Below are 21,373 nucleotides of genomic sequence, written 5' to 3'. Positions count from 1 at the left end.
TTCACTCGAAATAGGTATAGCCTGCAAGGCTGTCTTTGTAGGCCGTGATCATGATCCGGCGTTCCTCGGCGGCCACATTCCCGGTTGCAACCGCCCGGTCCACCCGTTTGCGGAAGGCGGCCAGACAATCTTGCGGATCGTATTCAACATAGCTCATGACCTCGGCGATGGTGTCGCCTTCGGTCTCGTGTTCGATGCGGAAGCCGCCGTCTTGCAACGAAATCGTCACCACATTCGCATCACCGAACATGTTGTGCAGATCGCCCAGCGTCTCTTGATAGGCCCCGACGAAGAACACGCCGATATAATAATCCTCGCCTTCGATCAGGTCATGCACCGGCAGCGCCGAGTGGATGCCGTCTTCCAGCACGAAATGGTTGATCTTGCCGTCGCTGTCGCAGGTGATGTCGGTCAGGATGGCGCGGCGGTTCGGGGTTTCGTCATGGCGCTGCAGCGGGATCACCGGATGGAGCTGGTCAATCGCCCAGACATCGGGCAGCGACTGGAACAGTGAGAAATTGCAGTGATAGTAGTCGACGAATTTCTCCAGTTGATCGTCCAACTCGCCGGTGGGGCCGTGTTCGCGCTTTAGTTTGGAAATCCGCGACAAGGTGTACAGAAAGGCCCGTTCGGCCCGGGCCATCTGGCGCAAGTCCAGCTGACCGCGCCGGAACAGCGCGCGCAACTCGTCGCGGTAGAACACCGCGTCATTGAAGCATTCCTGCACCCGATGGACATTCAGATAGTCCTCGACCGTCAGAAGATCGCCGACCAAATGGTGGTCTTCGGGGTCGGCCATCGGTTTTTCCGGCACGTCATAGATCGTCGCGTCCAGTACGTCGAAGATCAGAAGCGACGACAGCGCCGTGACGTACCGCCCGGATTCGGTGACGATATTCGGATGCGGCTCGCCTGCTTCGTCCATGGCATAGGCCACGGTTTCGATGATCGCGCTGCAATATTCCTCGACCGAATAGTTCACCGAATTCTCGGTCGAGCGCTTTTCGCCGGTGTAATCGACCCCCAGACCGCCGCCGAGGTCGAGATAGGTCAGCGGCACGCCCATCGCGCGCAATTCGGAATAAAATCGGCAGGCTTCGGTCACGGTTCGGCGCACGTCGTTCACATTGGGAACCTGACTGCCCAAGTGATTGTGCTGCAGCACCAGACAATCCAGATACCCGGTTTCGGTCAGACGGTCGATCAGCTGCACAACTTGGTACGTGCCCAATCCGAAGGTGGACCGGTCACCGGAACTGGCCTCCCATTTGCCGGTCACGGTCTGGGTCAGCTTGACCCGCACTCCCAGCAGCGGCTTGACCCCAAGCTCTTCAGACACCCGGCGGACAATTTCAAATTCTTTCAAGCTTTCCAGCACGATCACTGTGCTAAAGCCCAGTTTGCGGGACAGAATGGCAAGGCGGATGAATTCATCATCCTTGACGCCGTTACAAATGATCAAGCTGTCATCGGCCAGAGGTTGCGCCAGCGCCACGATCAATTCCGGCTTGCTGCCGGCTTCTAGGCCGAACGTATATTGCTGCCCGACCTCGACGATCCGGCGCACCACTTCGGCTTGTTGGTTGACCTTGATCGGAAAGACGCCGCGATAGGCCCCCTGATAGCCGACCTGCGCAATGACACTGGCAAAAGCGGCGTTCAGACGGTGCAGGCCGTAATCCAGAAAGGATTCCACCCGCAGCAGGATCGGGGTGGTGATCCCCCGGGCTTTCAGGTCGCGCACAATCCCGGGCAAGCCGACCGGGATCGGGTCTGTCACCTGCGGGTCGGTCAGCGCAACGTCGCCATTGTCGAGAACCGTTACCAGCCCTTGTCCCCAATGGTCGATTCCGTAAACTGAAGTGGGCATATGTTTGCGCCTTCCCTTGAGGATCAGGATGATTCACCGGGTGACGTTTACCCGAACGGTCGGGCGGTACAAGGCATGCGTCCCTGAACGCCGGGTCAATTATTGGGACCATAGCGGCGACCGGCAAGAGAAGCGATCGAATGACATCGACCTTGGGGCTGAATAATATTGCCAAGAAATTGGTCGGTCGGTAAGGAAAAATGAGTACAGAGGCTGTATCAGCGCCGCAGCGGATACTGAGTGGGATGTTCACAGGGAGAGAATTTTGATCGCCGTTTCAAATACATCGGGAATCATTTCTGAATATGATTGGTCCACATCTCGGCTGACCTTCGGTTTTCCCGACTCAAAAGCAGAGTTCCCAAACGGATATGATCGTGGGTCCATCGCCGCGCTTGGCCCCCTGCCAGAGGTGGTGCGGGACGCCGCCCGCGCCGTATTTGCGTTGTATGACAGTTTCTTGAATATTCGCCTGAGAGAGGTCGATCCCGGAACGCGCTGGCCGGATCTGGCGGTGGCGGCGTCGTCTGACCCGGCGGTGGTCGGCTTGGGGTATTATCCAACCGGCGACAAATTTTATTCCGGCGACCTGTGGGTCAATACCGATGCCGCCATCCCTGATACGGTGCTGACCGGGGGCGGATCATTGATCGGGCGGTATGCGTGGCAGTTATTGCTGCATGAAACGGGGCACGCGCTTGGCCTGAAACACCCACATGAGACCCTCGGATCGGCCACGACAACCCTGCCGCGGGCGGTGGACGGGATCGAAAATACGGTGATGTCCTATCGGTCGGTCACCGGGCAGACGGGACTGGCCCTGACCAGTGAAACATGGGGCCATGTGCAATCGCCGATGGTGCTGGATATCGCGGCCTTGCAGAAGATATATGGCGCCGATTACGCCACCGCTGCGTCGGATACGATCTATTCATTCGACAGCAAAACCGGGGCCGTTCTGCGTGACGGCACCTCTATGGGCACCCCCGGGGCGGCGCGGACCTTTCTGACGCTTTGGGACGGCGGCGGCACCGACATGTTCACTTTAACCGGATATGACCGCGCCGTCCGTATTGATCTGACGCCGGGTGGCGGGGTCGATCTGGATGTTGCCGGCAACGCCTATCGCGCCCGGTTGGGAACCGGGGAATACGCCTCGCAACATATCTGGTTCAGCCTGCTATCGAACAATGATCGCCGGGGCTATTTCGAGAACGCCCAAGGCGGCAGTGGTGCGGATGTCATCATCGGCAACGCGTGGAATAATGTTCTATTGGGCGGGTCGGGCAATGACACATTGTCGGGGGGCGCCGGCAACGACAGCTTGTTTGGCGGGGCTGGCAAAGATCGCATGGATGGCGGGGCCAATTCCGACGAATACTTTGTGGATAGCTTGGATGTGGTGACCGATACCGGCACCGTCGGCTATGACAAGGCTCAGATCAGCAGTGCCGCTGGCGACCGCATCTCATTTGCGGGCTGGTCCGGGATTGAGCGGGTGAACGGCAATATTGGCGACGACGTGATCAACGGCGCCACCCAGACGGCAAAACTCCTGCTCTTTGGCAATGACGGCGCGGACGCGCTGACCGGGGGGGGCGCGGATGATGTGCTGATCGGCGGCACGGGCAATGACACCCTGCGCGGCGGTGCGGGCGATGATGTTCTGTTGGGCAGCACGGGGGCGGATACGTTTTTCGGTGGCTCTGGCAATGACATTTTCTACATCGACAACACCGGCGACCGAGTGGTCGATGGTGGCGATGGGACCGATAAAGCCATCATCAATGCCGCCGCCGGAGTCGCGCTTAAGGTCGGCGGTTGGGTCGGAGTTGAGCGGGTGGTGGGCTATCTGGGCGACGACCGCATCGACGCCACTGGTATGACCCAAAACATCGTCTTGGTCGGGGGGCTTGGCAGAGATCGCCTGACCGGCGGCAACGGCAATGACCGGATTTTCAGCGGCGAGAGCAATGATACCCTTTTGGGGGGCGGCGGCGCAGATGCGCTGATCGGCGGCGCGGGACATGACCGGATTGACGGGGGTGCTGGCAATGATTTCTATCTTGGCGGCTCAGGCGCCGATACCTTTGCATGGAGTGACGGATTCGGCCGCGATGTGGTGAAGGATTTCGTGGACGGCACTGACAAGTTGGACTTTTCCGGGCTGAGCGGCGTGTCAGGTCTGAGCGATCTGTCGATCCGGCAGTCCGGCGCGCACGCGATCCTCAGCGCGACCGGTGACGGGGCCAACAGCGTCACGCTGGCGGATTTCAACAGCGCGGCGCTGGAGGCGTCCGACTTCATCTTTGTCTGATCGCGCCGCCCAGGTCAGGCTTCAGGAAAGAAACAGGCCGCGCGGTGGGTGTCGCCCATGAGCAGGGGCAGTTCGCTGCGGCAACGGTCCTGCACTTTCCAGCACCGCGGCGCGAACGGGCATCCGGTGATCGTGGCCAAAGGCGACGGCAATTCGCCTTTCAGCTTGATCCGGGTTTTGGCGGCTTCGGGATCGGCGCGGGGCGTCGCAGACAGCAACGCTTTGGTATAGGGGTGCTTCGGCCCTGCAAACAGCGCATCCTTTGGCGCGGTTTCCACGGCGCGGCCCAAATACATGACAATGACGTCATCGGCCATGTGCCGCACCACCGACAGATCGTGACTGATGAACAGATAGGCCAGCCCAAGACGATCCTGCAAATCCACCAGCAGGTTCAGGATCTGACTCTGGATCGACAGGTCCAGCGCCGAAACCGGCTCGTCCAGAACCAGAACTTTTGGGTTCAGCATCAAGGCGCGCGCCACCGCAATGCGCTGCCGTTGACCGCCTGAGAACATATGCGGATAGCGGTCGAAATGCTCGACCCTGAGGCCAACCAGCTTCAACATCTCGCGGGCTTGGGATTGCCGGTCTGCGGCGGACAGATCGGGCCGGTTGATGATCAGCGGCTCTTCCAAGATGGCGCCCACACGCTGGCGCGGGTTCAGCGAGCCATAGGGATCCTGAAACACAATTTGCACATCGGTGCGTAGATCGGCCCAGGCTTCGGGGACGGCCTCGGTGCCGTTCAGGGTCAACCGGCCCGAGGTTGGGGGTTCGATCAGGGTGACTACCCGGGCGAGGGTGGACTTGCCGCAGCCGGATTCGCCGACCACGGCCAGCGTCTTGCCGGGGCTCAGGCTAAAATCTACCTCAGACAGGGCGCGCACAGTCTGGGGTTTGCCAAAGACGCCGTCCTTGACCTCATAGAAGCGGCTGAGTTTTTCGGCAGATGCGACCGGAGCAACCGGGGCGAGGGGGGCGGTCATGAGGCCAGCCTTTCATCGCTGTTCAGAGGATAATGGCAGCGGGCCTGACCCAAGCTGTCGGGCTGCGGCACCGGCGGCGTGCTGACGCACAGGGCATCGGCGTATTTGCATCGCGGCGCAAAGAGGCAGCCTTTCGGGCGGTCATACTGCCCCGGAACGACCCCGGGAATGGTCGGCAACAGGCGGCTGCTGGCCCGTTCGGGCAAGGCGTCCAGCAGGGCTGCGGTATAGGGGTGGTGCGGCGTGCGGAACAGGGCGCGCACCGGCTGTTCTTCGACCTTTTGCCCGGCGTAGTTGACGCTGACCCGCTCGGCGGTTTCGGCCACCACGCCCATGTCATGGGTGATCAGGATCAGCCCCATGCCGGTTTCCTCGCGCAGCCCGACCAGAAGGTCCAAAATTTGCGCCTGAATCGTGACATCAAGGGCGGTGGTCGGTTCGTCCGCGATCAAAAGCTTCGGCTTGCAGGCGATCGCCATGGCGATCATCACCCGCTGGTTCATCCCCCCCGACAACTGGTGCGGAAAGGCGTTCAGGCGCTTTTCGGGGGCGGCAATGCCGACCTGTTCAAACAGTTCCAGCGCCCGGGCATTGCGCGCGGCCCGGTCCATCCCAAGATGCAGGCGCAGGGTTTCCTTGATCTGGAAGCCGACGGTGAAGCAGGGGTTCAGCGAGGACATCGGTTCTTGAAAGATCATCGCGATATCCTTGCCGACGATGCCCCGGCGTTCTTTGGCGGTGATCTTGCGCAGGTCGCGCCCGCCAAAGGACAACTCATCAGCGGTGATGGTGGCTGTCCAAGGCAACAGCCCCATCAGTGCGAGCATCGAGACCGACTTACCCGACCCGCTTTCGCCCACCACGGCCAGAACCTCGCCGGCATCGACGGTCAGATCAATCCCGTCCACGGCGCGAAAAGCCCCTCCCGAGGTGACGAATTCGACCGAAAGATTACGAATGGTCAGCAGGGCCATGGCGGGTGCTCCTAAAGAAAGGTCAGTCCGATTGCGATGATCGCGCCGCCGATCAGCAGGTGCATCACGCAAAACCCCATGATGTCCTTGGCGCGCAATCCGGCGATCCCCAAAATGGGCAGGGCCCAGAACGGCTGGATCATGTTGGTCCAAGCGTCGCCCCATGCCACGGCCATTGCGGCGCGGGCCGGATCAACCCCCAGTTCCAGCGCGGCTGGCAGCACCACGGGGGCCTGCACCGCCCATTGTCCGCCGCCCGAGGGCACGAAGAAATTGACGATCCCGGCCGAAAGAAAGGTCCAGAACGGAAAAGTGCGTTCGGTGGCCAGAGACACCATGGCGTCCGAAATGGTGGCGGCCAAGCCTGAGGCGACCATGATCCCCATGATCCCGGCATAGAACGGAAACTGGATGACGATGCCCGCCGCGCCGCCGATGCCTTCGGCCAAACTGTCCAGCAACCGGCGGGGCGTGCCGTGCAGCAAGATTGCCAGCGTCAGGAACAGGAAGTTCACCACGTTCAGCGACAGTGATCCGCCGCCGAAGAAATAACTGGCCAGCCAGTACAGCCCGGCAACGCCGATCACCCAAGACAGATAGGGCGTGGTTTCCAGCCATTCGGCGGGGCGTTCGGGTTTGGTGTCTTTTACCGTCTCGTCGCCCAGTTTGGCCGGATCGACATAGACCGAGTCGGCCTCAGAGGGCAGCATGGCGCGGTTGACCAGTGGCACGGCGATGAACAAGGCGATCACGATGGCCATGTTGTAGAAGGAAAACGTTGAGTCGGTGGTGCTGATGACGCCAATCAGACTTTCAAACGGATGCCCCGGTGTGGCGACCGACAGCGGGATCGACCCGGCCAGACCGCCGTGCCAGACCAGAAAGCCGGAATAGGCCGAGGCAACTAGCAGGCGATAATCGACCCGGACCAGTCGGGCCAATTCCTTGGCGAACAGCGCGCCAACGACCAAGCCGAAGCCCCAGTTGATCCAACTGGCCGCCAAGGAAATCAGCGTCACCATGACGATGGCCGAGGACGGCGACTTGGCCTTGGTGGCCAGCATCGCCAACGCCCGGCGCACCACCGGGGTCGAGGCCATCATGAAGCCTGCCACCAGCACCAGCAGCATCTGCATGGAAAATTGCAGCAGCGACCAGAACCCGTCGCCCCACATCTCGATCACCGCGCCGGGGCCGTGGCCTTCGACCAGCATCGCGGCAGCCATCACCACGATGGTCAGGATCAGCACCAGCACATAGGGGTCAGGCAGATATCGGTCGACAACCCGGACAAGAGGGCGGGACAACAGGTTCAGCATGCGCTCAGCTCCGTTTCAGTTTCGGGTCGAGGGCGTCGCGCAGCCCGTCGCCCATCAGGTTGATCGCCAAGACCGTGATCAGGATCGCCAGCCCGGGGAACGTCACCACCCACCACGCGCGCAGGATGAATTCGCGCGCCTCGGCCAGCATGGTTCCCCATTCCGGGGTGGGCGGCTGTGCGCCCATGCCCAGAAAGCCAAGGGCTGCGGCATCAAGGATGGCCGTCGAAAACGACAGGGCCGCCTGCACGATAATCGGGGCAAGGCAGTTTGGCAGCACGGTGACAAACATCAGGCGGCGCAGACCAGCCCCGGCCACCCGGGCCGAGGTCACATAGTCCTTGGACCGCTCGCCCAACACCGACGCCCGGGTCAGCCGCACGTAATGCGGTTGCAGCACGATGGCGATGGCGATCATTGCGTTGGTCAAAGACGGGCCAAGGATCGCCACCAGCACCAGTGCCAGCAGCAAGGAGGGGAAGGCCAGAATGATGTCCATGATCCGCATGATGATCGTGTCGACCCATTTCGGCGCGAACCCGGCGATCAGCCCAACCAGAATACCGCCAGACGCGGCGATGGTGACCACGACAATCCCGACGAAAAAGGAATATCGGGCGCCGTTTAATAGGCGTGACAGCATATCTCGGCCCAAAGGATCCGTGCCCAATGGAAAGGACCAACTGCCGCCGTCTTGCCAAAATGGCGGTTGCAGGATGTGGTCCCGAAACTGTTCGGTCGGATCATAGGGTGCGATCAGCGGGGCAAAAGCGGCGACGAAAGCGAACACCAAAAAGGCATAGAACCCGAACACCGCGCCCCGGTTCTCGCGGAAGTAATACCAAAATTCCCGCAACCCGCCGGGCCGGGCCAAAACCGGGTCGATGCCGCCCTCGGGCAAGGGGTCTGGCAGGGGCGCGTCCCCCGATCTGGATGCAATCTCGGTCATCAGCGCTTCCTGATCTTGGGGTTGATGAAGCCGTAAAGCATGTCGACGGTCAGATTGACGATCATGACCATCACGGCAATCAGCAGCAGACCGCCTTGCACCACCGGGTAATCGCGGCGGAAAATGCTATCGATCATCCACTTGCCGATCCCCGGCCAACTGAAGATGGTTTCCGTCAGGATCGCCCCGGCCAGCAGGGTGCCGACCGACAGGCCGATCACGGTGATGACCGGGATCAGGGCGTTGCGCAGCGCGTGCAGCCCGTTGACCCGGAACGGCGACAATCCTTTGGCGCGGGCGGTGCGGATATAATCTTCGCTCAGCACTTCCAGCATGGCAGAGCGGGTCTGCCGGGCGATCACCGCCAGTGGGATGGTGCCCAGCACGATGGTGGGAAGGATCAGGTGCCGCACTGCGGAAGTGAACGCCCCTTTTTGCCCCGACAACGCGCTGTCGATCAGCATGAAGCCGGTGACATCGGGGAAGTAATACAACAAGTCGATGCGACCCGACACCGGCGTCCAGCCCAGATTGCCGGAAAATACGATGATCAGCAGCAGCGCCCACCAGAAGATCGGCATCGAATAGCCGACCAGCGCGGTGGACATCAGGGTGCGATCAAAGACCTTGCCCCGGTTGACTGCCGCGATCACTCCGGCTGGAAGACCCAGAAGCAAGGCAAAGCCCATGGCGCAGATCGACAGTTCCAACGTGGCGGGGAATAAGGTGAAAAATTCGTCCCAGACCGGGCGTTTGGTGACATAGGACACCCCAAGATCGCCCTGCACCACGCCGGTCAAATAATCCCAATACTGCGCCAGCAGCGGTTGATCGAAGCCGTATTCCTTCGTCAGGGCCTCATAGCGTTCGGTGGTCATGCCGCGCTCGCCGGCCATGACGATGATCGGATCGCCGGGCAGGACCCGGATGAAGGCGAACGAGATTAAGGTGACCCCGATAAAGGTGGGCAGAAACGTCACCAGCCGTGCCAGCATATATTTCAGCATCAGCGCCCCACAATCGTCAGGTCGCGCGGAAAGCTTGTCAGCGACCGGCACCCGGTTTCAGTGATGAGCAGGTCATCTTCGATGCGCACGCCGAAGTCCCCGATTTTGTAGAGGCCCGGCTCGTCGGTAAACACCATGCCGGGCTGCATTGCGGTGTGATTGCCGCGCATGATCTGCGGCGCCTCATGCACATCTCGGCCCAGCCCATGACCGGTTTTATGCCGAATGCGGTCAGCAAAGGGGGATCGTTCCAGCACGCCAGTGACGGCATCGTCGATCTGATGCGCGGTGACGCCGGGGGCAGCAATGGCTTGGCCTGCCAGATTGGCTTGCAGCACCGTCTCATAGACGGCTTGGCCACGGTCGCTGGCGTGGCCGATAAAAACTGTCCGGGTGATGTCGGCGGCAAACCCGCCCGCACGACCGCCAAAGTCAAAGAGCAGCGCATCGCCAGACGCCACGGCGTAATCGGCGCGGGCATGAGCATGGGGCCGTGCCGATCCATCGCCCGCCGCGACGATGGGACCAAAGGACAGATCCTCGGCCCCTTCGGCGAACAGCGCTTGGACCAGCAGCGTTTCAATATGTTTTTCCGTCTGGCCGATGCGGACCTGATCCAGCGTTCGGGCCAAGGCCCGCTCGGACAAATCGATTGCGGTTTGTAACCGGGCAATGTCGTCGGCGGTTTTGATCGTGCGCAGCCCCGAAATCGCCGCTTCGCCATCAATGACACGCAGGCCGGGCAGGGCAGAAGTTAAGGCGTGATGCACGAAAACCCGCATCACCTGACCTTCTACGGCCAAGGATTGCAGAGGAAAGTGTCGGGCCAAAGCGGTAAAGGCGGCGCTATAGCCATCCTGATCGCGCCAATCGAACACCTCGCCGTCAAACCCGATTTGCGACCACGACTGAAGTTCCAGATTGGGCACGATTGCGGCGGGGGGGCCGTCGACCGGGATCACCACCAGAAAGGGGCGTTCGTGGCTCATGAAGCTTTGCCCCATCGCGCGGGTAAAGTTTGGGCCGGGAACCAGCGCGACGGCGTCGACCCCAAGAGTGCTGGCAACCTGCCGCAGGTCGGCAAAACGGTCTGTCATCTTTTCCCTCCTGAGAGGTCCGGGGCCCCGGAAGGCCCCGGACCAAGCGATTAATCAGCCAGTGAGACACCGTCGAAGATGAAGCCACCCAGCGGATCGATCTTGAAGTTCTGGACCTTCGGGCTCATCGGGACGAACACGACCGAATGGGCGATGGTTGCCCACGGGGCCTGATCCTTGAAGACAACCTGTGCCTCTTCATAAAGTGCCGTCCGTTCAGCCGGATCGGTCACCACTTTGGCTTCTTGGATCAGGTCTTCGAACGGCTCATAGCACCACTGCGCGCGGTTGGAGTTTTCGCGCGCATCGCATCCCAGCAGCACGGCAAGGAAGTTGTCGGGATCGCCATTGTCCCCGGTCCATCCCAGCAGGATCGCCCCATCGCGGTTCATCTCGCGCGAGCGGGCCAGATATTCGCCCCATTCATACGAGACGATTTCGACATCGACCCCGATATTGGCGAAGTCGGCTTGCATCAGTTCCGCCATGCGTCGGGCATTGGGGTTGTAGGGGCGCTGTACCGGCATCGCCCAGATCTTCATCTCCAGATCGGTGACGCCTTCGGCCTCCAGCATCGCTTTGGCGGCTTCGGGATCAAACGGATCATCCTCAATGGCGTCGTTATACCCCCACATCGTCGGCGGCATCGGGTTCTTGGCGATCTCACCAGAGCCTTGGAACACCACATCGATGATCGCCTGCTTGTCGATGGCCATGTTCAGGGCTTTGCGCACCTTCGGGTTGTCGTAAGGCGCGACGGTGGTGTTGTAAGCCAGATAGCCGACGTTCAGGCCCTCTTGCTGCATCATGTTGACGTCGGGGTCGGATTTCATCGCTTCGATGTCAGCCGGGTTGGGGTAGGGCATCAGATGACATTCGCCAGCTTTCAGCTTTTGATAGCGAACCGAGGCATCAGGCGTGATCGCAAAAATCAGGTTGTCCAGCGACGACGGCTCGGCCCAATAGTCCTGATTGGTAGTGTAGCGGATCACCGCATCTTTCTGATAGGCCAAAAACTGGAACGGCCCGGTGCCAATCGGCGCTTGGTTCAGCATCTCGGGCGTGCCGGCGTCCATCATCGCCTCGGCATATTCCGCACTCAGGATCGACGCGAAATCCATCGCCATATTGGCGACGAACGGCGCTTCGGGGCGGGTCAGCACGAATTTGACGGTATGATCGTCCACTTTCTCGATCGACTCGATCAAGTCAGGCATCGACATGCCTTCGAAATATTCCCACGTGCCGCCGGACACTGCGTTATAGGGGTGATCGTCCAGACGCTGACGTTCGAAACTGAAAATCACGTCATCGGCGTTGAAGTCGCGGGTTGGCGTGAACTGGTCGTTGGAATGAAACTTGACGCCTTGACGTAGATGGAAGGTGTATTCCTTGCCGTCCTCGGACACGTCATAACTTTCGGCAAGTCCGGGCACCACATTGGTGGTGCCGGTGTCGAACTGCATCAGGCGATTGTAGACCGATTTCGACGATGCGTCGAAGGTGGTGCCGGATGTGTAAAGCGCGGGATCGAACCCCTCGGGTGATCCTTCAGAGCAATAGACAAACGTTCCTGCCGCGCTGGCCGCGCCGGCGCTTAGCGCCAAGGCGGCTGCTGCCATGGCAAAGCGTGATCTCAAATTCATTATATGTTCCCCTTTTTGGACGTCTTAATTCGTGACCGGCACCGCATTCTCGTTCGCGGGGTTGCCGCTGGCCGGATGCTGTTTTTTTGGGCTCGGGTTGTCGGCTTGGCTGACCCGCCGGTATCAGGCGGGGGCGCGTCTTGGCGGTCCTCCATTCGTTGTGTAGTCAGTCAGGTCGGCACAAACCTGCTCGGTCTTTCCTTGGGCCATCAGAGGAATCCGATGCAGGTATGCCGTTGCCAAGCCCGTGAGGCCCGGTGACAACCATTTCAATTTCTTCTGACACGTCAAGACAAAAGGCGTCTGACGCATCGTTAACTTACTGAGATTTGCCGGGAACAGATTTCAAATACGCGGCGATGGCGGCCACATCGTCCTCGGGCAGTTTTGCCAGATTTTCGATCACCTCCACCATGGACCCGCCCGCAGTATCAAAGTCAGGCGTGAAGCCGCTGGTCAGAAAATAGGCCAGATCGCTTTCGGACCAGTCGAGGGTGTCCGACGTGATGCCCGGAATATGGCCGGTCCCTGACGGGTTGGCGGCGCCGGTCAGCCATTGATCCCGCTCTAGCCCGCCCAGCAGGTTGCGCGGGGTATGACACTCACCGCAATGGCCAAGCGCTTCGACCAGATAGCGGCCCCGGGCCTCTTCGGCGGTCAGGTCAGTCTCCACCACCCATCCCGGCTGCGCGAACAGCAATTTCCATGGCCCCATCAGGGCGCGGATGTTGAACGGGAAAGCCAGATCGTGCGGCTGGCTTGGGGTCGACATCGGCGGCAGGCTGCGCAAATGCGCGATCAGGTCGACGATGTCCTGCGGTGCCGCGTTTTGATAGGCGGTATAGGGAAACGCGGGGTAATAATGCTGCCCCTCTGGCGACGTGCCATGCAATACGGCATTGGCAATGTCGGGATCGCTCCAGTTGCCGATGCCAAATTCTGGATCGGGCGAGATATTCGGGGCGCTGAAACTGCCAAATTCCGTGGCAAAAATCTTGCCACCTGGCAATTCGCCGTCCACGCCATCCTCGGGGGCCGCGTGGCACGAGGCGCAGCCCATCGCCGCAAAAACCAAGGCGCCATTGTCGGGATCTGGCTGCAACTGCCCGATCACGTCGGGGTCGATGCGGGCGGGACGGGTCAAAGCCCACCCCGCCGCGAGGCCTGTGACCGTCAGGCCAAGGCACAACAAAAGGCCACGTTTCATGTCGTCTCCGTGACCACGGTGCGGATGGGGCTGGCGATCATGAACATTACCGCGACTGGCGGAAGGTCTTGTGGCATTCGTTGCAGGTCTGTCCGACGACACCCATCTGGGCTTGCAGGGCCTCTAGGCTTTCCCCGGCGGCCGGTTGCATGGCCAGAGTCGCCTCTGCAAACTTGGCCTCGACGGCTTCGAAGGCTGCCATATCTTCCCAGATCGCCGGCAGGGCGCGGCTGCCTTCGACGCTTCCGGCGGCGCTGCCTTCGACCCAATAGGCGGACTGGTTGATCCCAGTGGCCAGCGCGACCAGATTGTCTGCGGCGGCCGAGGCCACGGCGGCGTCATAGGGCACTTCGGTCTTGGCCATAGCGCCGAGAATGCCAAGGTTGAACCCGTTCAGGTCCATATGCGCCTGCCGGGCCGCGACGGCGGAAGCAAGCTGCTTGTCGGTCAGGGCCTCTTGCGCGCTGGCGGACGCGCCAATGCAAATGATGGCCAAGGATGCGATCGTCGAGGTTAAACATGCGAATTTCATCAGAATCTCCGGTTCAAACGTTGTACCCCTGAGTCTAGAAGACTGTGGCGTTTGGTCCAAATGACTTTTCCATGATCACGCTTCTGTTATTGCGGTGTGATCTGAGGATGGCGCAGGTCTTGTAATCTGCGATGCTGCGCGAAACGAGGCAAGTGATGATTAAATCCCTGATGACGACCCTGCATGACCTGTATGAGGGCCACGGCGACCGGGCACATCGATTTCGTTATGGCTTGTTGTTCTTTGATCTGGTGACGGTGATTTTCGTGATCGTCACGTCCTTTTTGGCGCCCTCGCGGTTTACTGAAATCATTGATGCCGTGGTCGGCGCCGTGATCCTGTTGGATTTCAGCGCTCGGTTGGCGATTAGCCGGTCCCGACTGCGCTTTTTGGCCCATCCGACGACGATCGCCGATATCGTCGCCATTGCATCATTCCTGTTGCCGGTGGCCGGAGAAGGCTTTGGCTTCTTGCGCATTCTGCGGACCTTGCGCCTGTTGCGCACCTATCAGTTGCTGACCCGGTTGCGGGCAGATTTCCGCTTTTTCCGGCGCAACGAAGAGGTGCTGACGGCGGCGATCAATCTGCTGGTCTTCCTGTTCGTGATGACCGGTCTGATCTATGTCACCCAGCAAAAGGACAATCCGGATATCGGCAACTATGCCGATGCGCTGTATTTTACTGTGACGACCCTGACCACCACCGGCTTCGGCGACATTACTTTGTCGGGGACCGGCGGGCGGATGCTGTCGGTGGCAGTAATGATCGTGGGGGTGACCTTGTTTCTGCGTTTGGCACAGGTGCTGTTCCGTCCGACCAAGGTGCGGTATCGGTGCCCCGAATGTGGCCTGCTGTTGCACGATTCCGATGCGGTTCATTGCAAGCATTGCGGTGAACCCTTGGCGATCGAAACGGAAGGCACCATTTGACGAGGTGAGGGCAGGTGCCCTGAAACGGGAACCCCATGACCCTTGAGCCGACAGACCCAACCGTAGCCGAGGCCGACGCCGCGATGATTGTGGCGGCGCGCACGTATTTCGACAGCAGGCGGGCGCGGGTGGATGGCTTTGTGGCGACGCATTTCGGGCTGCGTGGCAGTCTTCGGCTGCATAGTGCCGCCTTTGGCTTTGATATCCTGCGCGCACCGCTGAATGTGCTGCTGTCGCCAGTTCTGGTGCTGAGCCGGTTGGCAGGGCTTCTGGCGGGCAAGCTGGGGCTGCGGCGGGTGGCGGCGTGGCTGGCGGGGCGGACAATCTTGTTGCCAACCGATGTGGCGCGCGCGGTCGAGGCCCTGATCGTGGTCGATCTGCTGGAATTGCCGTGGCCGGATGGCCCACAACGGACGCGGCGCAACGCCTTGGCGGAGACCGTGTTGGCGGCCCCGCAAATCCGAGCGCTGTTGAACCAATCAGAGACCGACCCGCTCTCAGAGGCAGCAGGGCAGCGCATGGCCCGGTCGGTGACCGAATATACTGGGACACGGTCGGCGGTGGCGGAGATGACCACGGCGTTGGGCACGCTCAGCACTGGTGCGGTGGTCCTGAAGACAGTGACGCCCGGGGTGGTGTCGTTCGCGCCTGCCATTGCCGCCATTTTGGCGCAGAATGCGGCGATTGCCGGATTCCCACTGGGCGCGGGGCTTGGGGCGCTATGGTACGATGCCTTTCCGGCGCATCCGCCGGTCTGGATGACCGGGGGGGCGATTGCGGTTCTGGTGCTGCTGGGGTCGGTGGTGGCGGCCTTTGCTGGCGTGCTGGCCGATCCGGTACAGGTCTGGACCGGCACCCACCGGCGGCGCTTGTTGCGTCTGATCGACGTGCTTGAGGCTGAATTCACCGGTCCGGACCGCAAAAGCTTTACCGCGCGCGAGCATTTTTTGGCCCGGTTGGTGGATCTTGCTGATGCCGGGGTCGGGGCAACGCGACTGTTCCGGGGCTGAGGCCTTAAGCGTTCGGCGCGGCCTTGACGCCATGACCGGAAACGTCCGATCCGGCGGTCAGCGACAGCCGTTGGAACGACAGTGACGCCACCAGCGCCACGACGGCCAGCACCACAAAGGTCAGATGAAAATCGGCAAGGCTAAGCTGGTTGCCGCCATGCAATAGACGGGCTGTCTCAATCACAGCAGTGCCAATGACGATGCCCATGGACATAGAGACCTGTTGCAGCAGCGCCATCCAAGTTGCGCCAGCGCTGCGGTGTTCGGGCCCGATGTCGGCGAAGGCCAGCGTGTTCAGGGCGGTGAACTGCATCGACCGGGTCAGACCAGCCAGCAACAGCACCGCCATCACCAGCGGGCTGGGCGTGACTGGTGACAGCAGGGCACAGCCCGCGATTGAGGCCGATCCAACGATGCCGTTTAGCACCAATACCGTCCGAAAGCCGAACCGGCGCAGCAGCGGCGAGGTGACGGCCTTCATGCCGAGATTGCCGAGAAAATAGACCAGAATAAGCGACCCGGCCGCGACCGGGCTTAGCCCAAACGCGATTTGGAAATACAGTGGCAGCAAAAAGGGCATTGCGGCGGTGATGGTGCGAAAAGCCAGCCCGCCATGGATCGCGGCATGGCGGAAGGTTGCGGTGGCAAACGGGCCGATCCCCAGCAGGGGCGCGGGCGTACGGTGGAAATGTCGGATGGCCAGCGCGCATAGGGCGGCACCGGTCAGGGTCACCCCGGTGGCAATCAGGGGGTCGCCATCAAGGGTCGCAAACAATTGCAGGCCAATCAGGGTGCCGCAGAGACCGCCGCCGATCAGCAGAAACCCGGGAATATCGAACCGCCGCCGCGTCGCAGGTGGGTCATTGCTCAGCAGTCGGGGCACGATGACCAGTGCGAGCAGGCCGATTGGGACATTGATAAAGAAATTCCACCGCCATGAGGCATAGGTGGTGATGGCCCCGCCCAGCACCGGGCCAATGACCGGGGCGAAGAGGGCGGGCCACGTGACCAGCGCGGTTGCATCCAGCAATTCCGATTTGCTGGCCTTGTTCAGAACGACGATCCGGCCCACCGGTGTGATCATCGCGCTGGCAATGCCTTGTAACGCGCGGGCCACCACAAAGGCGGTCAGGGATTGGGATAGGCCACAGGCAATCGATGTGGCGCAGAAAATCAATATGGCGGTGCCGAACACCCGGCGCGCGCCGATCTGATCCGCCAACCAGCCCGCAAACGGCACGAAGGTCGCCATGGCAATGGTGTAGATGGCGACCCCAAGGCTGACGTCCAGCGGCGCGACCCCGAAGGCCTCGGCGATCTGCGGCAACGAGGTCAGCACCATGGAACTGTTGAGCAGTTGCATGAAAAAGACCATCGCCACCAGCAAGGCAACATGGCGGGTATGGGGATGCAGCGTGGACATGGGTATTCTGGCCAAAGAGACGTGTCAGGCGGCCACTTTAGACCATTGCGCGGCGGTGGAAAGGGCCGTGCCGCGTGATCCTACAGCATCAGCTTGATGCCATAGGCCACAACGGCAAGGATCGCGACACTGGCCAGCCAGATGCCGACGAACCACGCGATCTGCGCCATCCGGTTGCGGGTCCGCATCAGTGATAGCCCTTGTCGGGATCGGTCTTGCCGCGAAAGACCCAATAGGCATAGGCGGTATAGGCCAAAATCAGCGGCACCAGAACCACCGTTCCCACAAGGGTGAAGGCCAGACTTTCATCCGGCGCGGCCACGTCCCAGATCGACAGCGACGGCGGCACCATCTGCGGATAGAAGCTGATGCCGATGCCAATGAAGCTGACCACGAACAGCGATTGCGCCGCCAGAAATGGGGCGATCTCGCGGTCGGACGACAGGCCGGTGAACAGCTGCCATGCCCCCAGTGCCAGCAAGGCGGGGACCAGCAGGCTGAAGCCCATGCTCGGCCACGTGAACCAGCGTTGAAAATACACCGGGTCCTGAAACGGCGTCAGCAGGCTAACCAACAGGATGAAGGCCAGCGTGACAGCGCCAAGGCGGCGGGCGTTCGCGCGCATGCGTTCCTGAAGCTCGCCCGACATCTTCATCACCAGCCATGTGGCCCCGAGCAAGGCATAGCCGATCACCACTGCAACGCCGGTGATCAGTGAGAACGGCGTCAACCAGTCCCACCAGCCGCCCGCATAGGCCCGGTCGGCGACCTCAATGCCTTGCACCAGCGCGCCAAGGGCGATGCCTTGGGTGAAGGCCGCAAGGGTGGAGCCACCGAAAAAGGCGATGTCCCAGACCGGTTTCCAGCGTTCGGTGCGCCAGCGATATTCAAAGGCCACCCCGCGAAAGACCAGCGCCAGAAGCATGACGATGATCGGAATATAGAGCGCGGACAACACCACCGAATAGGCCAGCGGAAACACGGCAAACAGACCGCCGCCGCCCAGCACCAACCAAGTTTCATTGCCGTCCCAGACCGGCGCGACGGAATTCATCATCACATCCCGTTCCCGTTCGGATTTGCCGAACGGAAACAGGATGCCGATGCCAAGGTCGAAACCGTCAAGAATGATATAGGTCAGAACCGCGAAGGCGATGATTCCGGCCCAGATGAACGCAAGATCAAAAGGCATGGCGGGCTCCTATTCGTCCGTTGTGCGGAAATCGGGGTCAAGTTGCGGGGCGGGCGTGATCCCTGCGGCCCGGATTGGCGCCTCGTGCAAGCCGTGACCACGGCGTCCGGGGGGGATGCCCATCAATTTCACGATGTAATAAGTCCCGGCCCCGAAGGCGAAGAAATACACCACGATAAAGGCGATCAACGAGGTTGCGATGGCCGGGGCTGACACCGGCCCGAGCGAGTCCGAGGTCCGCAGCAGGCCGTAGACGGTATAGGGCTGGCGGCCCACCTCGGTGGTGATCCAGCCGGCCAGAACGGCAACGAAGCCGGCCGGACCCATGACGGTGGCGGCACGGTGCAGCCAGCGGTCTGAATAGAGTGCGCCGCGATACCGCCGCCATAACCCCCATAGGCCCAGACCCAGCATCGCAAAGCCAAGCCCGACCATGACCCGGAAGGCAAAAAAGACGATGGCCACTGGTGGCTGATCTTCGCGCGGCACCGTGTCCAGCCCGGCCAGAGGCGCGTTCAGGTCATGTTTCAGGATCAGGCTCGACAGTTTCGGGATTGCGATGGAATACGCGACCCGCTGCTCGTCTTGATTGGGGATGCCGAACAGGATCAGTGGCGCGCCATGATCGTGGCTGTCAAAATGACCCTCCATGGCCATGACCTTGACGGGCTGATGCTCCAGCGTGTTCAGCCCGTGCGCATCGCCCATAAAGATCTGAATCGGGGTGACGCAGATCAGCATCCACATCGCCATCGAGAACATCCGCCGGGTCGCCCGGTTGTCCGCATCCCTCAGAAGCTGCCAGCCGCCAACGCCACCGACGACCAGCGCGGTGGTCAGATAGGCGGCCAGAACCATGTGCACCAACCGGTACGGGAAGGACGGGTTGAAGATGACCGCCCACCAGTCCACTGGCACGAACTGACCCAGATCGTTCACGCCATAACCCGCCGGGGTCTGCATCCATGAATTGACCGACAGGATCCAAGTCGCCGACATCAGGGTGCCGAAGGCGACCATGGCCGTGGCGAACATATGAAGGCCGTTGCCGACACGCTCGCGGCCAAACAGCATGATGCCCAGAAATCCCGCCTCTAAGAAGAAGGCCGACAATACCTCATAAGCCATGAGCGGCCCAAGGACCGGGCCGGTCTTGTCGGCGAACACCCCCCAGTTGGTGCCAAACTGGTAGGACATGACCACCCCGGACACCACGCCCATCCCGAAGGCCACGGCGAAGATCTTTTTCCAGTGATTGAATAGGGTGAGATAGACGTCATCCTTCGTCCAAAGCCACAGCGCGTTGAGCACCGCCAGAAAACTGGCCAGCCCAATCGAAAACGCCGGAAAGATGATATGGAAGGAGACGGTAAACGCGAATTGGAACCGTGCCAGAAGTTCAGCGGTCAGGCTGTCCATCGTTTCGGCCTTTCTCAAGAGGTGTGTCAGGACAAAAGTTTTAGGGGCCTGACGGATGATGGCAAGGCGGCACGGCGCGCAGTCCGTAGTCCATCGGTGCACTCGAAAGCACTAAAATGCTGGAAACGCATGACAACCTCTCTGGCTTCAGGGATGTGAGCGCCGTTTTTCGTTCGATATGTCGCATGGTTGCTCGCATGGCGCACCGGTTTGATGCTCCGGCGTCTTGATCTTGGCCGGGACTGCGATACCTTTGCGCGCAGCTTGGGCCGGAAGAGAGGACCTCAGAATGGCCAGAGCGACAGGGTCTGTACTGGTGATCGGCAGTGGGCCGAACGCGCCAGAGAGCCGGAACTGGGATGCCGCCCAGTTCGACGCCATCGTTGTCATCAACAACGCATGGCAGGTGCGCCCGGACTGGACGCACCTCATCCACCCCGAGGACTTCCCGGTTGACCGGCGCCCAGAGCGGCTCGGCCCCGCGCAGCAGGTCGTGACCTATCGTGACTTTGTACCGGCACAAAATGCCTTTGGCGGCTTTGTCTATGCCGGGGGAACCATGGCATTTACCGCTGGCTACTGGGCGCTTGCGACCTTGCGGCCACGGGTCTTGGCTTTCATCGGCTGTGATATGACATATGCGGCGACTGGCCCGACACATTTTTATGGCACCGGCGCCGCCGATCCGCTGCGCCCAGATGTGACCCTGCAAAGCCTAGAAGCCAAGTCTGCGCGTTTGGCCCTGCTGGCAGCCCGGCGGGGATGCCACTGTGTGAACCTGTCGCGCAGCGCCAGCCGCTTGCTGTTCCCCCGCGCCGGCGTGTCCGAGCTGAACCGGGCAGGGGACCGCGGCCTAGAGCCGGACAGCGCCGCGATGACAGCAGCCGAGGATCAAGAGCGCGGCTTGAACTATTTTGTGGCCTCGGGGCGCTATTGGGAGGCCGCAGCCGGTTTCGACGCCCGGGAATTGGCGCGGCTGGACCAGATGTGGCTGGCCGCGTACCAGCGATCAGCATTTCCGCCCGTTCCGGCGGTGCAAGCCGGATAAGCCCGGAGGGGCTTTGATCAAGCCAATTGGGGTCACCGGGCCTTCGCCACGACGGATTCGGCTTTGTTTTGCACCAGCGATTCTTGTGTTTGCGGGTTTCCCTAGGGCTTCATTGCGTTGGCTGCTATGCCTTCTATTTCTCTATCGGATTGATATTGTTTACTTTTCCATTTTATTTGGATTGATTGTGTTGAATTGCAAAAAAGGGGTTGCGGGCGTTGGTGGGTTTGCTTAGACAGCCCCTCACCGGACACGGCGCCAACGAGACTGCGGCGCTGGGGACGGGGATCGGGACCGGCGGCGAGTTGGTTCTGGTGCGATGTTGGAGACGAGTGTGAGCGGGCAGCGCTTTTATTGAGCGCCACCTGTGAATTTTTGCCTCTTGCATTGACGAGGTTTTCGGGGTTTTGCCCCACGTTGTTTGACAATTTGTAATCTGAAGAGA

At 61.0% G+C, this 21,373-nt stretch carries 19 protein-coding genes; 4 read left to right on the top strand and 15 right to left on the bottom strand.

The window, feature by feature from the left end; all coding sequences use genetic code 11:
- Position 1: 1 nt before the first annotated feature.
- A complete protein-coding gene (gene speA, locus BV911_RS11845) occupies positions 2–1,870 on the bottom strand; it encodes a biosynthetic arginine decarboxylase (protein ID WP_086053829.1) in 1,869 nt (622 codons plus the stop codon).
- Between the two features lie 265 nt (positions 1,871–2,135).
- On the opposite strand from speA, the gene BV911_RS11840 reads away from it, so the two are divergent.
- On the top strand, positions 2,136–4,187 hold the full coding sequence (locus BV911_RS11840; protein WP_086053828.1) for a M10 family metallopeptidase: 2,052 nt from the start codon (positions 2,136–2,138) through the stop codon (positions 4,185–4,187).
- 14 nt (positions 4,188–4,201) lie between these two features.
- Here BV911_RS11840 and BV911_RS11835 read toward each other — a convergent pair whose 3' ends face one another.
- The 9 genes from BV911_RS11835 to BV911_RS11795 all read right to left on the bottom strand — a co-directional run bounded on the left by BV911_RS11835 (position 4,202) and on the right by BV911_RS11795 (position 13,907).
- On the bottom strand, positions 4,202–5,176 hold the full coding sequence (locus BV911_RS11835; RefSeq protein ID WP_086053827.1) for an ABC transporter ATP-binding protein: 975 nt from the start codon (positions 5,174–5,176) through the stop codon (positions 4,202–4,204).
- Positions 5,173–6,150 carry an ABC transporter ATP-binding protein gene (locus tag BV911_RS11830; RefSeq protein WP_086053826.1) on the bottom strand — a complete coding sequence of 326 codons (978 nt, stop codon included), beginning with the start codon at positions 6,148–6,150 and terminating at the stop codon, positions 5,173–5,175. Before BV911_RS11830 ends, BV911_RS11835 begins: the two co-directional genes overlap by 4 nt.
- Before the next feature lie 11 nt (positions 6,151–6,161).
- The gene (locus BV911_RS11825; protein WP_086053825.1) at positions 6,162–7,469 is read right to left on the bottom strand and encodes a short-chain fatty acid transporter; all 1,308 of its coding nucleotides are present in this window, start codon (positions 7,467–7,469) and stop codon (positions 6,162–6,164) included.
- A gap of 4 nt (positions 7,470–7,473) precedes the next feature.
- Positions 7,474–8,418 carry an ABC transporter permease subunit gene (locus BV911_RS11820; RefSeq protein ID WP_086053824.1) on the bottom strand — a complete coding sequence of 315 codons (945 nt, stop codon included), beginning with the start codon at positions 8,416–8,418 and terminating at the stop codon, positions 7,474–7,476.
- Positions 8,418–9,425: an ABC transporter permease subunit gene (locus BV911_RS11815; protein WP_086053823.1), complete on the bottom strand. Its 1,008-nt coding sequence runs from the start codon at positions 9,423–9,425 to the stop codon at positions 8,418–8,420. The genes BV911_RS11820 and BV911_RS11815 overlap by 1 nt, the downstream gene beginning before the upstream one ends.
- A complete protein-coding gene (locus tag BV911_RS11810; protein ID WP_086053822.1) occupies positions 9,425–10,522 on the bottom strand; it encodes a Xaa-Pro peptidase family protein in 1,098 nt (365 codons plus the stop codon). The genes BV911_RS11815 and BV911_RS11810 overlap by 1 nt, the downstream gene beginning before the upstream one ends.
- 50 nt (positions 10,523–10,572) lie before the next feature.
- Entirely contained in the window at positions 10,573–12,144 is a 1,572-nt protein-coding gene (locus BV911_RS11805) for an ABC transporter substrate-binding protein (protein ID WP_371588129.1), read from the bottom strand.
- Positions 12,145–12,487: 343 nt separating this feature from the next.
- Positions 12,488–13,375: a cytochrome c gene (locus tag BV911_RS11800; RefSeq protein WP_086053820.1), complete on the bottom strand. Its 888-nt coding sequence runs from the start codon at positions 13,373–13,375 to the stop codon at positions 12,488–12,490.
- Between the two features lie 46 nt (positions 13,376–13,421).
- Entirely contained in the window at positions 13,422–13,907 is a 486-nt protein-coding gene (locus BV911_RS11795; RefSeq protein ID WP_086053819.1) for a cytochrome c, read from the bottom strand.
- 155 nt (positions 13,908–14,062) lie between these two features.
- Between BV911_RS11795 and BV911_RS11790 the strand changes: the two genes are divergently transcribed.
- Both BV911_RS11790 and BV911_RS11785 read left to right on the top strand, forming a co-directional pair.
- Positions 14,063–14,836: an ion channel gene (locus BV911_RS11790; RefSeq protein ID WP_205963852.1), complete on the top strand. Its 774-nt coding sequence runs from the start codon at positions 14,063–14,065 to the stop codon at positions 14,834–14,836.
- Between the two features lie 35 nt (positions 14,837–14,871).
- Positions 14,872–15,846: a DUF6635 family protein gene (locus tag BV911_RS11785; protein ID WP_086053818.1), complete on the top strand. Its 975-nt coding sequence runs from the start codon at positions 14,872–14,874 to the stop codon at positions 15,844–15,846.
- A gap of 4 nt (positions 15,847–15,850) precedes the next feature.
- On the opposite strand, the gene BV911_RS11780 is transcribed toward BV911_RS11785, so the two are convergent.
- From BV911_RS11780 to BV911_RS11765, 4 genes are all read right to left on the bottom strand, one after another.
- The gene (locus BV911_RS11780; protein WP_086053817.1) at positions 15,851–17,269 is read right to left on the bottom strand and encodes an MFS transporter; all 1,419 of its coding nucleotides are present in this window, start codon (positions 17,267–17,269) and stop codon (positions 15,851–15,853) included.
- Positions 17,270–17,349: 80 nt separating this feature from the next.
- Positions 17,350–17,457 (bottom strand): DUF2474 family protein, encoded by a 108-nt coding sequence (locus BV911_RS11775; RefSeq protein ID WP_086053816.1) that lies wholly within the window; start codon positions 17,455–17,457, stop codon positions 17,350–17,352.
- Positions 17,457–18,461 (bottom strand): cytochrome d ubiquinol oxidase subunit II, encoded by a 1,005-nt coding sequence (gene cydB / locus BV911_RS11770; protein WP_086053815.1) that lies wholly within the window; start codon positions 18,459–18,461, stop codon positions 17,457–17,459. Before cydB ends, BV911_RS11775 begins: the two co-directional genes overlap by 1 nt.
- Before the next feature lie 9 nt (positions 18,462–18,470).
- Positions 18,471–19,880, bottom strand: a complete 1,410-nt coding sequence (locus BV911_RS11765; protein WP_086053814.1) for a cytochrome ubiquinol oxidase subunit I — start codon at positions 19,878–19,880, stop codon at positions 18,471–18,473.
- Positions 19,881–20,169: 289 nt separating this feature from the next.
- Between BV911_RS11765 and BV911_RS11760 the strand changes: the two genes are divergently transcribed.
- A complete protein-coding gene (locus tag BV911_RS11760) occupies positions 20,170–20,928 on the top strand; it encodes a hypothetical protein (RefSeq protein WP_086053813.1) in 759 nt (252 codons plus the stop codon).
- Between the two features lie 101 nt (positions 20,929–21,029).
- Here the strand turns inward: BV911_RS11760 and BV911_RS19770 are convergent.
- A partial coding sequence (locus BV911_RS19770; protein ID WP_205963851.1) for a hypothetical protein occupies positions 21,030–21,373 on the bottom strand: 344 nt, incomplete at its 5' end.

The organism is Pseudoruegeria sp. SK021, from assembly GCF_002119405.1.
In the GTDB taxonomy this organism is placed as follows: domain Bacteria; phylum Pseudomonadota; class Alphaproteobacteria; order Rhodobacterales; family Rhodobacteraceae; genus Meridianimarinicoccus.
The sequence above is the reverse complement of the archived record's forward strand: the minus strand, read 5'-3'. Positions and strand labels throughout refer to the sequence as shown.